The sequence below is a fragment of the Maribacter sp. X9 genome (assembly GCF_048537565.1).
Taxonomy (GTDB): Bacteria; Bacteroidota; Bacteroidia; order Flavobacteriales; family Flavobacteriaceae; genus Maribacter.
The window spans coordinates 4,076,352-4,090,935 of the sequence record NZ_CP183215.1 but is presented as its reverse complement, the minus strand read 5'-3'; the positions used below and the strand labels follow the sequence as shown (position 1 = coordinate 4,090,935).

12 protein-coding genes are annotated in these 14,584 nt (G+C 40.1%); 5 read left to right on the top strand and 7 right to left on the bottom strand.

The window, feature by feature from the left end; translation table 11 throughout:
* Positions 1-121: 121 nt before the first annotated feature.
* Positions 122-418: an isoamylase early set domain-containing protein gene (locus tag ACNR9Q_RS17465; protein ID WP_419212505.1), complete on the top strand. Its 297-nt coding sequence runs from the start codon at positions 122-124 to the stop codon at positions 416-418.
* Positions 419-566: 148 nt separating this feature from the next.
* Here the strand turns inward: ACNR9Q_RS17465 and ACNR9Q_RS17460 are convergent, their stop codons facing one another.
* The 7 genes from ACNR9Q_RS17460 to ACNR9Q_RS17430 form a co-directional block, all read right to left on the bottom strand.
* Complete coding sequence (locus tag ACNR9Q_RS17460; protein ID WP_419212504.1) at positions 567-1,541, bottom strand: L-histidine N(alpha)-methyltransferase; 975 nt, start codon at positions 1,539-1,541, stop codon at positions 567-569.
* 16 nt (positions 1,542-1,557) lie between these two features.
* Positions 1,558-2,718 (bottom strand): ergothioneine biosynthesis protein EgtB, encoded by a 1,161-nt coding sequence (gene egtB / locus ACNR9Q_RS17455; RefSeq protein ID WP_419212503.1) that lies wholly within the window; start codon positions 2,716-2,718, stop codon positions 1,558-1,560.
* Between the two features lie 73 nt (positions 2,719-2,791).
* Complete coding sequence (locus tag ACNR9Q_RS17450) at positions 2,792-3,616, bottom strand: thymidylate synthase (protein ID WP_419212502.1); 825 nt, start codon at positions 3,614-3,616, stop codon at positions 2,792-2,794.
* 134 nt (positions 3,617-3,750) lie between these two features.
* The gene (locus ACNR9Q_RS17445) at positions 3,751-5,214 is read right to left on the bottom strand and encodes a NupC/NupG family nucleoside CNT transporter (RefSeq protein WP_419212501.1); all 1,464 of its coding nucleotides are present in this window, start codon (positions 5,212-5,214) and stop codon (positions 3,751-3,753) included.
* A 15-nt stretch (positions 5,215-5,229) separates the two neighbouring features.
* A complete protein-coding gene (locus tag ACNR9Q_RS17440) occupies positions 5,230-5,856 on the bottom strand; it encodes a bifunctional nuclease domain-containing protein (RefSeq protein ID WP_419212500.1) in 627 nt (208 codons plus the stop codon).
* An 85-nt stretch (positions 5,857-5,941) separates the two neighbouring features.
* Positions 5,942-6,910 (bottom strand): electron transfer flavoprotein subunit alpha/FixB family protein, encoded by a 969-nt coding sequence (locus ACNR9Q_RS17435; RefSeq protein WP_419212499.1) that lies wholly within the window; start codon positions 6,908-6,910, stop codon positions 5,942-5,944.
* 38 nt (positions 6,911-6,948) lie between these two features.
* Positions 6,949-7,689: an electron transfer flavoprotein subunit beta/FixA family protein gene (locus ACNR9Q_RS17430; RefSeq protein ID WP_419212498.1), complete on the bottom strand. Its 741-nt coding sequence runs from the start codon at positions 7,687-7,689 to the stop codon at positions 6,949-6,951.
* A gap of 172 nt (positions 7,690-7,861) precedes the next feature.
* On the opposite strand from ACNR9Q_RS17430, the gene ACNR9Q_RS17425 reads away from it, so the two are divergent.
* The 4 genes from ACNR9Q_RS17425 to ACNR9Q_RS17410 all read left to right on the top strand — a co-directional run bounded on the left by ACNR9Q_RS17425 (position 7,862) and on the right by ACNR9Q_RS17410 (position 14,581).
* On the top strand, positions 7,862-8,839 hold the full coding sequence (locus ACNR9Q_RS17425) for a pyruvate dehydrogenase complex E1 component subunit beta (protein ID WP_419212497.1): 978 nt from the start codon (positions 7,862-7,864) through the stop codon (positions 8,837-8,839).
* Between the two features lie 102 nt (positions 8,840-8,941).
* Positions 8,942-11,443, top strand: a complete 2,502-nt coding sequence (locus tag ACNR9Q_RS17420) for a DUF5686 family protein (RefSeq protein WP_419212496.1) — start codon at positions 8,942-8,944, stop codon at positions 11,441-11,443.
* A 72-nt stretch (positions 11,444-11,515) separates the two neighbouring features.
* Complete coding sequence (locus tag ACNR9Q_RS17415; RefSeq protein ID WP_419212495.1) at positions 11,516-12,043, top strand: inorganic diphosphatase; 528 nt, start codon at positions 11,516-11,518, stop codon at positions 12,041-12,043.
* Between the two features lie 114 nt (positions 12,044-12,157).
* On the top strand, positions 12,158-14,581 hold the full coding sequence (locus tag ACNR9Q_RS17410; RefSeq protein ID WP_419212494.1) for a sodium-translocating pyrophosphatase: 2,424 nt from the start codon (positions 12,158-12,160) through the stop codon (positions 14,579-14,581).
* Positions 14,582-14,584: the final 3 nt, after the last annotated feature.

Below are 14,584 nucleotides of genomic sequence, written 5' to 3'. Positions count from 1 at the left end.
TTATTTTCTATTACTACATTAAAAACCTCTTAAATATTACTAAATCGATAAAAATGCTCTTATGTGTTGGAAATGAGCTTTTTATTATAGTAGTTTTGTATTAAATATAAAACTAGATATCATGGCAATTGTAAAGCAATATTTAAAAACTAAACCTGTATGCAAGGTAACCTTCACTGTACCTGCAGAAGAAGCAGAAAAAGTTTCTGTAGTAGGAGACTTCAATAACTGGAGTCCTAAAGGAAGCACTTTGAAAAAATTAAAGAACGGAACGTTTAAGGGAACATTCGATCTTCCAAAAGAAAATTCGTATGAATTTAAGTACCTTGTAGATGGGGCTTATGTAAATGAAACAGAAGCTGATCGTTACCAGTGGAACGATTATGCCGGGTCTGAGAATGCCGTTATAGAATTGTAATATCCAATACACAATATGTTAAAGGCATGTTTAGTTTTTCAATGAACATGCCTTTCTTTTTTCTTGAATTAGGAATTGATGTAAACTTTAGGGTGTTTTCAATTCAATGCTTTGTTAATAGTCAGATGGTACAATGCAAGCCTGATTTTTAAAAGCTAGTTCTTTTGAACACATAATTTTTATATTGATTTTCATTGGTCTGATAGGAAGTGAATAATGTTAATCCGGCTTCTTTTGCTAACCAATTGATGATATCATCATCGTATTTTTGTGAAATTTCTGTATGAATGGTTTCCCAGGGTTTAAAGGAAACGAGGAGATCTAGTTTTTCAACACATACCTGTTGTTCTATTTTAGATACCAAATAACTTTTGGCAGTACCCGTTTCTGGGTCATAAACTTCCCAATGCAGAAATTGCTCCAAATCAAAATTCGAATGTAATTCGGTATTGATTCTTGTCAATATGTTTTTATTAAAGGCGGCGGTTACACCCTCTTTATCATTATAAGCATCCAATATAGCTTGTGGGTTTTTCTTTTGGTCAAAGCCCATGAAAAGTAAGTCATCGGGTTGCATAAGTTGCTGAATCTTATCCATAAAAGCAATGGCTTGCTCATGCTCCATATTTCCAATATTTGAACCTAAGAATAGAATTATTTTACGATTCTTTCTGTTATCCATTTCCTGTAACGCCTGAAAATAGGTTCCCTGAAATGGCTGTGTCCGTACGGTCGGGAGTTCTTTTTCTATAGCATTCGCTAATTGATCTAACGCATTTTTACTAATGTCAATAGGAACGTATGTAAAATCTATTTGCCTTTCGCTAAGTTCTTTCAGTATGACCTTAGTTTTTTTTCCATCCCCGGCACCAAGTTCAATAATATCGAATGTTCCTTTAGCACTAAATAAGTCGGCAATTTTAGTTCTGTTCGTTTCTAGAATTTCATATTCAATATCGGTAAGATAATAGGTCGGCATGGCCATAATATCTTGAAAAAGCTTATCTCCTTTTTCGTCATAAAAATATTTGGAGGATAAATGTTTAGGGTAATCCGTTAATCCTTTAAAGACATCCCGTTCAAAATCGGTGGTGATGGTGTTTCGTATTTTAGCGTCTTGCATGTTAGTTAAGTCATAGTTATTTGGCGAGCCTAATACCGGTAAACTGCCATCTTAAATGGGTTTGAAAAAAATTGCGGTACGTTGGTCTTGTATGTTTGGTGGGTGTGGCAACAGAACTTCCGCGTAGAACTTTTTGATTCACCATAAATTTCCCATTGTATTCTCCTAGGGCTCCGTCGGCTTTTTTATAATCGGGGTAGGGTAGATAGGCGCTTTCTGTCCATTCCCAACGTTGCCCCCAACTAAAATGTCGTTGGGCCGCTTCCCATTCGAATTCGGTCGGTAGGCGGCAATTCTTGAATTGGGCAAAGGCGAATGCCTCAAAATAAGAGATATGCGTTACTGGAGCTTTTATTTCAATTTCTGATAAACCGGATAAGATATAATTGTACCACTTGCCATCGATTTCATGCCAATATAACGGAGCGTTGATATTGTTTTTTTGAACCCAATCCCATCCTTCGGCATGCCAAAGATCAAAACGTTCATAACCATCTGCTTTTATGAATGCAAGGTATTCTTCATTTGTGACCAAGGTATTTGAAATTTCAAAGTCCTGTAAATATACCTTGTGTCTTCCAAGTTCATTGTCAAAACAAAATTCAGAGGAATTATGTCCTATTTCATAAATACCTTCATCAATACTGATCCATTCAGTTCGTTGGGGTTCTTGATCAAATTCCTTGAAAAAATCAGCGTATTTTGGCAGTAAAGGATTGTTGCCCAAAATGTATTTGATATCGGTTAGCAGTAATTCCTGATGCTGTTTTTCATGATGAATGCCAATTTCCAATATTCGTAGTAAATCTTCATTACTGTCGGAGCTTAGTAATTGATTCATGGCTCGTGTCACATAATGTCTATATGCATATACTTTTTTGACCGAAGGCCGTGATAAATTTCCTCTGTCCGCTCGTATGACACGTTTTCCAACACTTTCGTAATAACTATTGAAGACAAAGGAAAAATCGTCATCATAAATCGTATAATTTTTGTCGAATACCTTTAGGATAAACTCTTCAAAGAACCAAGTGGTATGGCCTAAATGCCATTTTGGGGGAGAAACATCGATTATGGGTTGCACCACATAATCTTCAATTTCAAGTGGCTCACATAGAGCTTCGGTATGTTCCCGAGTTTCTAGGAAGAATTCGACGAGAGTATCAGTGGTTATCATTAGCCCAATTTTTATACTAAAGTTAGATAAAAATGGGCTATTGGGCTTGCCTGAATAAATTAAGAAATTGATACTATACCGCTACAACTCCTTTTATATGAGGATAGGGGTTATAATTCTCTAAGGTGAAATCTTCGAAATTGAAATCAAAAATATCCTTCACATTGGGGTTGATATGCATTTTCGGTAGTGGCCTTGGTTCTCGACTCAATTGAAGTTCAACCTGTTCCATATGATTATTGTAAATATGGGCATCACCAAAGGTGTGTATGAATTCTCCTGCTTGAAATCCACATACTTGGGCCATCATCATGGTGAATAAGGCGTAAGAGGCGATGTTGAACGGAACTCCCAAGAAAATATCTGCACTTCTTTGGTATAATTGGCAAGACAGTTTTCCGTCGGCTACATAAAATTGAAAGAAAGCATGGCAGGGCGGCAAGGCTGCTTTTCCGTTGGCTACATTCTCTGAAAAAGATTTCGAAGTATCGGGCAAGACGCTAGGGTTCCATGCGGAAACCAACATTCTTCTGCTATTGGGATTGGTTTTCAAGGAATGGACAATCTCTTTAATCTGGTCGATTTCATCATTGTTCCAATTACGCCATTGATGTCCGTAAACAGGTCCTAAATCTCCATTTTCATCTGCCCACTCGTTCCAAATGCGCACTCCGTTCTCTTGTAGGTAGCCAATGTTAGTATCGCCTTTTAAAAACCATAACAGTTCATATACAATCGATTTTAAATGTAGTTTCTTGGTAGTCACCATAGGAAAACCTTTACTAAGATCAAATCGCATTTGATAGCCAAAAACACTTTTAGTTCCCGTTCCGGTACGGTCACCTTTTTGGTTACCTTCTTTTAAAACATGATTTAAAAGGTCATGGTACTGCTTCATGGTAGATTTAATTAAATGGTTTTAAAAAAGAATTTGAAACCAAGGGTAAAAATACTATTTCGATAAATCTTTGAGAAAAATTCAAAAGAGGGGTTATGAAAATTTATTAACCATGGTAAATTTTGCAATAATGACTAACCTAAGATCATACCTGCAATTGTCGCGGAAAGTAAAGAGGCCAAAGAACCGCCTAAAACGGCTTTCATTCCGAATTCGGATAATGTTTTCCGCTGGCCAGGTGCTAAAGAGCCTATGCCACCTATTTGAATACCTATTGAGGCAAAATTGGCGAAGCCGCACAGCATATAGGTTGCCATGATAATCGATTTCTGAAAATCTAAATGTGGAGCACTGGTCATGTCTTTTAGCGTAGCTAATTGTGTATAAGCTACAAACTCACTTGATGCCAATTTTATGCCTAACAATTGACCCATTAATGAAATGTCCTCATTGGCGACCCCTATAAGCCACATGAGCGGGGCGAAAATTGTTCCCAGGATTGCCTCCAATGAAAGTTTTTCAAAGGAGGAGTGATCGGCGATGATCTGATTTAGGTTGGTTATGTCGCCCAAGAAACCAAAAATACCGTTCAGCATGGCAATGAACGCCACAAAAACCAACAACATGGCACCAACATTGACGGCTAATTTCAAACCTTCCGTGGTTCCATTGGCGATAGCGTCCAAAAGATTGCTTCCTATTTTTTCAGTGGATACTTGTATGTGGGTATCTACTTTTTCGGTTTGTGGACATAAAATCTTAGATACCACAATAGCTCCGGGAGCGGCCATTACAGAGGCGGCGATTAAATGTCTGGCAAATTCCAATCGAAGCGCCTCATCGTTTCCTCCTAGAAAACCAATATATGCTGCGAGTACTCCACCGGCCACGGTGGCCATACCACCAATCATGACCAAAAGAATTTCTGATCGCGTCATTTTTTCCAAATAGGCCTTTATCATTAATGGGGCCTCAGTTTGTCCTAAAAATATATTTCCGGCCACGGATAAGCTTTCCGGACCCGAAATGCCCAGTGATTTTGTAAGTAGCCATGCCAATCCCTTAACCACTTTTTGGATGGCGCCCAGGTAAAATAGAACAGAGGTAAGGGCAGAGAAAAATATGATGGTAGGTAGAATTTGAAAAGCGAATACATAGCCAATATTGGGATTGTCAAGATTCATGAGATTACCCAAAAGAAACTGACTTCCGGCTACCGTAAAATTTAATATTTCATTGAAAATTTTTCCTAAAACCGTAAATATCGATCTAATGAAAGGTACTTTTAAGATGCCAATGGCCAAAGAAAGTTGAATGGTCAATCCTATACCTACCGTTTTCCAATTGATGGCTTTTCTGTTAGAGCTAAAGAGATAGGCAATCATTAATAGTACGATCATGCCTAAAATGCCTCTTCCCAAGCTTTCTATGGAAAAACCCTCGTTGGTGACTATGGTGGCGGTATTAATGGTGTTCACATTTTGTGTCAAAGAAATTTCTCCCACACTTTCAATGGAGTCGGAAACCTTCACTTCTTGTGCGAAACTGAAACTGAAAATTACAAGCGCTATTAAAAGCAGCCATTTCCCCTTTTTCATGGATGGATCTTAATATTAATTGCGTTTGGAAATTTCATCCCTGAGCTTTGCAGCTTTCTCATAGTCTTCGCTCGTGACCGCTTTCTTCAGCTCTTCCTCCAGTTCTTCTATTGTGAGTTCGGTATAGCCATCAGATGCTCCAGATTCAATTTCTACAGTTTCCCCTTCTTGTAGGATTTCATCTACCATAATACTGTCGGTATCTTTTTTCTCTTTATCCTTGGCTGAGAATTTTAAGAAAATTCCGGCTTTGTCCAAAATGGTCTTATAGGTGAAGATGGGCGCATTAAAGCGTAGTGCCAATGCAATGGCATCGCTTGTGCGTGCGTCTATTATTTCTTCGATTCCGTCCCGTTCACAAATGATGCTGGAATAAAAAACGCCATCTACCAATTTATGGATGATCACTTGCTTGATCACGATGTCGAAACGATCAGAGAAGTTTTTAAAAAGATCATGGGTCAACGGGCGTGGTGGCTTTATCTCCTTTTCCAAGGCAATTGCGATGGATTGCGCTTCAAAAGCACCGATGACAATTGGTAATTTTCTATCGCCCTCAACTTCGTTCAAAATAAGTGCATAGGCACCGTTCTGCGTTTGGCTGTAGGAAATACCTTTTATTTTTAATCGTACTAGACTCATATATTTTTAACTAAAAAAAGCCGTTCAAATACTTGGGGGGCCAATTATTTGAACGGCCCTTTAGGGGGCACAAAATAACAAAAATTTACCCGTTTTGGGCTTTAAAGGCTTTTAATTTTTCAATCAGTTGGGGAACTACTTCAAAGGCGTCGCCCACAATTCCGTAATCCGCAGCCTTGAAAAATGGTGCTTCAGGGTCATTGTTGATGACTACTTTTGTTTTTGAGGCACTCACACCTGCCAAATGTTGAATGGCGCCAGAGATGCCTATGGCTATATAGAGGTTGCTGGCAACTGGTTTTCCGGTTTGACCGACATGCTCGCCATGTGGTCTCCAACCTAAATCTGAAACGGGTTTGGAACATGCAGTGGCCGCACCTAAAACATCGGCGAGCTCTTCGATCATGCCCCAGTTCTCGGGTCCTTTTAAGCCTCTTCCGGCAGAAACTACAATATCGGCATCGGCAATGGTTGCTTTACCCACGACCTTATCTATTTCTACGGATTTGGTACCTCTGGTAATATCATCCAATGAAACAGCAAATTCTTCCAAAGAGACATCGGTTTTGTTTTCATGGACCCCAAAGGCATTATTGGAGACTCCTATAATTTTAATATCGGTTTCGATCTGTGTATGCGCAAACCCTTTATTGCTGAAGGCGGTTCGTTTGACCATAAAAGGATCGGTGCTTTCTGGAGCTTTGACTACGTTAGGAACGTACCCGGCCTTTAAAGAGGCCGCCAATAATGGCGCAAGGTATTTTGTGTCAGTACTGGAACTCAGAATGATGACCTTGATATCTAGACTCTTTACGGCTTGGGCAATGGATTCGGCATAGGTACGGGCATTGAAGGTGGCTAAAGAATCGTTTTTTATGTGCATTACTTTCGATACCCCGTAATTTCCCAACAACTCGTTTTCATCGCTATTAAACGTAATTGCGGTGACGGTAGTATCCATCATTTTCGCAACTGCAGTGGCATAGGAAGCAACCTCAAATGCATTTTTTTTGAATTTTCCTTTTTCTGATTCTGTATATACTAAAACTGACATGTTCTTTGTTATTTAGGTTTACCCAGATTTGGGATTCTTTATATGACTTTTGCCTCGTTATGTAATAGGTCAACGAGTTGGTCTACGGTATCGGCAAGTTTTACCTGTCCCTTAGGGGCTGGTTTGTCGAATTTTTTATCTTCGGTAGCGGTCAAAGCATTTACAGGTTCAAGCACGTTCAATTTTTTTTGTCGTGCCATCATAATGCCTCGCATATTAGGAATGCGAAGGTCACTTTCCTCTACCAAGCCTTTTTGTCCGCCAACTACGAGGGGGAGAGAGCTGCTCAACTTTTCTTTGCCGCCGTCAATTTCTCGCATAGCGGTAACATTATCCCCATCGATTTCTAGATTAATGCAGGTGTTGATGAAGTTCATATCGGTCAAAGATGCTAATATACCTGGAACCATTCCACCATTGTAATCTATGGACTCCCTACCGCCGATTACCAAATCATAACCACCGTTTTTAACCACTTCTGCCAATTGTTGCGCAACAAAAAAGCCGTCAGTGGGTTCGGCATTTACGCGAAAGGCTTCATCTGCACCAATGGCAAGTGCTTTACGCATGGTTGGTTCGACCGTCGGTCGACCAACAGTGGCGATGTGAACGGTAGCTCCTTGTTTTTCTTTGAACCACATGGCTCTCGTCAATCCAAATTCATCATTAGGATTGATGACGAATTGTACGCCATTGGTGTCGAATTTAGTATCCCCGTCCGTAAAATTTATTTTGGAGGTGGTATCGGGCACATTACTTATGCAAACTAATATCTTCATGTCTAAAAACTTTAAATCAATGGCTACGAAGATAGCGATTTAAATCTAAATTTACTATGCATGCATAGTAAATTTTATAACTTTTTTTGAATCGGGCATCCTTTCTATTGATATATAATTTGCTATTTTTGCTTGCTTTCTAGCATAGAACTTAGAATAATATTTTCCATAGATGAAAACGATACAATTTAGAGAAGCGATTTGTGAGGCAATGTCCGAAGAAATGAGAAAGGACGAGTCCATTTATTTAATGGGTGAAGAGGTAGCGGAATATAATGGAGCCTATAAAGCTTCAAAGGGGATGTTGGATGAGTTTGGCCCAAAGCGGGTTATTGATACGCCAATTTCAGAACTTGGTTTTGCAGGTATAGGCGTTGGCTCTACCATGACAGGAAATCGACCGATTATTGAATTCATGACCTTCAACTTTGCGTTGGTGGGTATTGATCAAATTATAAATAACGCAGCCAAAATCAGACAGATGTCTGGTGGGCAATTTCCTTGTCCAATAGTGTTCAGGGGGCCGACAGCTTCGGCCGGCCAATTGGCGGCTACGCATTCACAGGCTTTTGAAAGTTGGTACGCCAACTGTCCGGGTCTAAAAGTGGTTGTGCCTTCGAACCCAGCTGATGCGAAGGGATTGTTAAAAGCGGCCATCCGTGATAATGACCCTGTAATTTTTATGGAGTCCGAACAAATGTACGGTGACAAGGGCGAAGTACCGGAAGGGGAATATACCATTCCATTAGGAGTTGCCGATATCCGAAGAGAAGGAAAAGATGTGACCATTGTTTCATTTGGTAAGATTATTAAAGAAGCTGATAAAGCTGCCGATGAATTGGCAAAAGAAGGTATTAGCTGTGAAATCATTGATTTACGTACAGTGAAACCAATGGATTATGAAGCAATTCTTAAATCTGTGAAAAAGACCAATAGACTCGTAGTTCTGGAAGAAGCTTGGCCATTTGGTAATGTTGCTACCGAAATAACATACCACGTTCAGGCACATGCATTCGATTATTTAGATGCTCCTATTGTAAAAATCAACACTGCTGATACACCTGCGCCATACTCACCGGTATTACTTGAAGAGTGGTTGCCCAATTATGAAGATGTAATTAAGGCTGTTAAAAAAGTTTTATATAAATAGAATACGGTTTTGTAAAGTATCTTAGCTTCTCCGATAACATCGGGAGAAGCTTTTTTATTGGTATGCTATTTGCTGATCGATGTCCACGAACCAACAACCTTAATGAGAAAAATATTCTTTACGATACTAAGCTTAGGTTTTTTCATGGTGCATGCCCAAACCAAGGTTGGGGGTATGGTTGTTGATGAGCAGGGTGAACCGGTTTCCTTCGCCAATGTGTTTTTTAAAAATTCTACTGAAGGTACTATTACTAATGATGATGGTCGATTCTATTTAGAATCTGAGAATAACTATTCTACTTTGGTAGTTTCCTTTATCGGGTATACAGAATTTGAATTGGAACTTACCTCTAAGGTGACCTATGAGCTTAAAATTACGCTGGTAGAAGCAGCGGAGCAATTGAACGAAGTTGTTCTTATTTCGGGGAAGCAGTCCAAAAAAAATAATCCGGCCGTTGATATTCTTCGAAAAATTTGGGCAAAGAAGCGACAGAATGGGGTCAGGCAATTCAATCAATATGCTTTCGATAAATATGAGAAGGTTGAGTTCGATCTCAATACCATCGATAGTGCGATGATCCATAGTAAACTGTTTAACGGCTTGGAATTTGTTTTTCAGGATTTAGACACGTCCAGGATTACGGGGAAAACCTACTTGCCCATATTTTTAAACGAGACCTTTTCAAAAGTATACGGCGATAATACGATTAACGAGGAGAAAGAGGATGTCTTGGGAAACAAAAACTCAGGTTTTGAAAATAACCAAGCCATTATTGCCTTTGTGAAGGATCTCTATCAAGAATATGATGTGTATAACAATTACCTGAAGTTTTTTGACAAAAGTTTTACGAGTCCGTTATCAAGAACTGGTATTGATACTTATAACTACGCATTGCGTGACAGTGCTTTTATAGATAATAAATGGTGCTACAATATTGTGTATTATCCACGACGAAAAAATGAGCTGACCTTTAAGGGTGATTTTTGGGTAAACGATTCAACCTGGGCCATTAAAAACATCAATCTACAGGTTACCAAGAGTGCTAATATCAACTGGGTCAAGGAAATATATATTGAACAGGATTTTGAAGTGGTCAGTGATTCCGTTTTTTTATTGAAGCGTGATTATATGCTAAGCGATTTCAGTTTCAACAAAAAAGAGGAATCTAAAGGGTTGTATGGTAAACGCACAACGGTCTATGATAATTATGTGTTCGATATTCCAAGATCAAGGGAGGTGTATCGTAAAGATCGCAATCCTCTAGACGTGACCGAAATTATTAAGGATGATGATTTTTGGGAAAAAAATAGATTGGAATCTCTTAATAAGGATGAAAAGGGAATTTACACCTTATTGGACACCCTTAAAACAGTCCCCAAATTTAAAACCTACTATAACTTTGTAAGTATCTTGGGTTCTGGGTATGTTGAGGTGGATAAATGGAATTTAGACCTAGGTTCCGTTTATGATTTCTTCGGATATAATAACGCCGAAGGGCCTCGGGTTCGCATAGGGGCCAGAACCTATTTTGGTCAGAACGACCCCTGGCGCATAGAAGGATATACCGCTTATGGATTTAAAGATCATAAATTCAAACATGGTTTAGCGGGTAAACTTCTGTTGGATAGAAATAGTCGCCTCATAGTTTCTGGGGGTAACCGTAGGGATATTGAGCAATTAGGGGTAAGTCTAACGGCGACCAATGATGTTCTAGGGAGAAGTATCGCATCATCTTCTTTATTAACGGTAGGGGCCAATAACCGATTGACGAATATTAACCTGAGTGCCCTCAATTTTGAAATTGAACCACTACCCAATTTTAAGGTCTCCGTTGGTGGCACTTTTAGAACGTTAAGCTCTGCATTGCCGAACGATTTTAGTTTGGATTATGTAGATCCAGAATCTCCTACTGGCGTATCGTCGGAAATACGTCAATTTGACTTTAATACACTCATTTTGTTTACACCGGGTAAGAAGACGATTGGGTACGGCGTCGAAAGACGCGATGTCAATGATACGTATAGTACGTTATTGTTGAACTTTACGAAAGGTTCGAAAGGGGTTTTTGATAGCGATTTTGATTACAGTAAAATCCAATTTTCATATAGTCAACCCTGGCAATTGGGAGGTTTTGGTAGATTGTTGAGTACGGTTGAATTGGGGAAAACCTTTGGTGAAATTCCGTTGGGGCTTTTGAGCGTAGTGCCTGGAAACCAAACGTTCTTTTCTAACTATGGAACCTTCCCTAATTTAGATTTCTATGAGTTTGTGACCGATACCTACGCATCGGTTCATTTGCAGCATAATTTCAACGGGCGTTTTTTTTCGAGGATACCGTTTCTAAGAAAATATAATTTGAGGGAAATCGTCGCAATCAGGGGAGTTTGGGGAGATTTGTCCGATGCGAATAAAGCTCTAAGTGCCCCAGCGACTTTAAATACGCCTTTGAGGGCTCCTTCGGAAAAAATATATTACGAATATTCGTTCGGAATCGGTAATATCTTTAAAGTCTTTAGGTTAGACTTTAATTTTAGGGGTAATTATTTGGATAATCCTGAAGCTAGGCCCTTTGGAATTACCGGAACTTTTGGATTTGTGTTTTAATTCAACTAAATTTTACAATTATTAAAAGGAAGAATCGTTCCATAAAAAAACTATAAACTAAATAATTAAGATATGGCTGAGTCAAAAGGACTGACCTTTGATGTATTAATAGAAATCCCAAAAGGGAGTAGGAACAAATACGAATACGATTTTACCTTACATAAAATACGCTTTGATCGTATGCTTTTTTCTTCCATGATGTATCCTGGTGATTACGGATTCATTCCAGAAACGTTGGCTTTGGACAAGGATCCCTTGGACGTTTTGGTATTGGGTACAGAACCTACCTATCCCATGACCGTTATGGAGGTGAGACCTATTGGGGTTTTCCACATGACCGATGAAAAAGGTCCGGATGAGAAAATTATATGTGTTCCCGTGTCCGACCCAATTTGGAGCAAGAATAGGGATATCAGTGATTTGAATCCACACCGTTTAAAGGAAATCGAACACTTTTTTCAAGTGTATAAAGATTTAGAAGAGAAAAAAGTGGATACGGGCGGTTGGAGTGATGCGAACAAAGCAGTAGAAATCTATAATGAATGTGTAAAGAGATATGATGAAAGTGAGCATAAGGAAAAGCGCACTTTTATGATATAGTCAATATTTAAGGAATTTATAGCCACTTTTTTCTGCAAAAAGTGGCTTTTTTTATTCTATTCTAATTTACTACTTTAGCCGGGCTTAAATATTAATTAACAAACAATAGATTACATGGAGTCACTAATGATTTATATGCCAATAGTAATGGCGATTTTAGGCCTTATTTATATGGGCATCAAGCGTTCTTGGGTAATGAAACAGCACGCTGGGGACGGTAAAATGAAAGAAATTTCAGATTACATTTATGAAGGTGCCTTGGCATTCTTAAGTGCGGAATATAAGTTATTGACCATTTTCGTGGTCGTGGTGAGTGTTTTGCTGGCTATTGTTTCTTTCGTGGTTCCTACGACACATTGGCTAATTGTAGTGTCGTTTATTTTTGGAGCTTTCTTTTCTGCTTTCGCAGGAAATATAGGAATGAAGATAGCAACAAAAACAAATGTAAGAACAACGCAGGCAGCAAAGACAAGCTTACCGAACGCCCTTAAGATATCTTTTGGCGGTGGAACGGTAATGGGTTTGGGTGTTGCCGGTTTGGCCGTTTTGGGTCTTACTATATTCTTTATCGCTTTTTTCCAGTTCTTTATGGGAGGTGTTTGGACCTCTACTATGGATATGACCGTGGTATTGGAAACCCTTGCCGGTTTTTCGTTGGGGGCTGAATCCATTGCCTTGTTCGCAAGGGTCGGGGGTGGTATCTATACCAAGGCGGCCGATGTGGGCGCGGATTTAGTAGGTAAGGTTGAGGCGGGTATTCCAGAGGATGATCCCCGTAATCCGGCAACGATTGCGGATAACGTGGGGGATAACGTAGGTGACGTTGCCGGTATGGGTGCCGATTTGTTCGGTTCCTACGTAGCAACGGTATTGGCGGCTATGGTATTGGGTAATTATGTCATTAAGGATATGGGCGGTAGTATTACTGATGCTTTTGGAGGTATCGGGCCCATCTTGTTACCTATGGCCATTGCCGGGGCGGGAATTATCATTTCCATCATCGGTACGATGTTGGTGAAAATAAAAAGTAATGATGCCAAGGAGGCTCAAGTAATGGGCGCTTTGAATATAGGAAACTGGACTTCCATCGTGTTGGTAGCGGTATCCTGTTTTGGTTTAGTAATCTGGATGCTTCCCGAAACCATGCAAATGGAGTTCTTTGGTGAAGGTTTACAGGAAATTTCCTCTATGCGGGTATTTTATGCCACATTGGTCGGATTGGTCGTAGGTGCGGTGATTTCATCCGTTACGGAATATTATACAGGATTAGGGAAAGCCCCCATTTTAAAGATTGTACAACAATCTTCAACTGGTGCAGGTACCAATATCATTGCCGGTTTGGCAACGGGGATGATCTCTACCTTTCCATCCGTGCTATTGTTCGCAGGTGCTATTTGGGCATCCTATGCTTTTGCCGGTTTCTACGGGGTGGCTTTGGCGGCCTCGGCGATGATGGCGACCACAGCGATGCAATTGGCCATCGATGCCTTCGGACCAATTTCTGACAATGCCGGTGGTATTGCTGAAATGAGTGAGCAAGAACCTATTGTACGGGAACGTACCGATATTTTGGACTCTGTCGGGAACACCACTGCGGCCACCGGTAAAGGTTTTGCGATTGCCTCTGCAGCATTGACTTCCTTGGCCTTGTTCGCGGCCTATGTAACGTTTACGGGAATTGACGGTATCAATATTTTCAAAGCTCCTGTTTTGGCGATGTTGTTCGTTGGGGGTATGGTACCGGTCGTATTTTCGGCCTTGGCCATGAACGCAGTTGGTAAAGCGGCCATGGAGATGGTACAGGAGGTAAGACGTCAGTTTAGGGATATTCCTGGAATTATGGAAGGTACCGGCAAACCGCAATATGACAAATGTGTCGCTATTTCTACGCAGGCTTCTTTGAAGGAAATGATGTTGCCCGGATTGTTAACCATCGGTTTTCCGCTGGTCATCGCATTTGTACCGATGCTTTTTGGAATGAACAAATTGGCAATTGCCGAAATGTTAGGCGGTTATATGGCCGGGGTTACCGTTTCTGGGGTACTTTGGGCCATTTTCCAGAACAATGCCGGTGGCGCTTGGGATAATGCCAAGAAATCATTTGAGGCCGGGGTAGAAATCAATGGCGAAATGACCTTTAAAGGTTCCGAAGCACATAAAGCAGCCGTTACCGGAGATACGGTAGGTGATCCATTTAAGGATACCTCAGGTCCGTCCATGAACATTTTGATCAAACTTACTTGTTTGATCGGGTTGGTAATCGCCCCTATTTTAGGCGGACATACCGAGGAAGGCATGGCAGTGGAGACGTCCGATAAGGAGATTTCTATCGATTTGGATGTGGAAAGTGCGGATTTAGCTGAAGCTACAATAACCTACAGCACGGTGGTCAATGGAGAATCCGTTACGGAAGAAGTGACTTATACAGGAACTAAGGCAGAAGTTGAAGCGGAATTACTGGCTTTTGAAAATGCAACGGTCGAGAAAAAGGGAACTCAAACCGAGGTGACCATTGAAAAAGTGGAAATCAACAAGTAATTA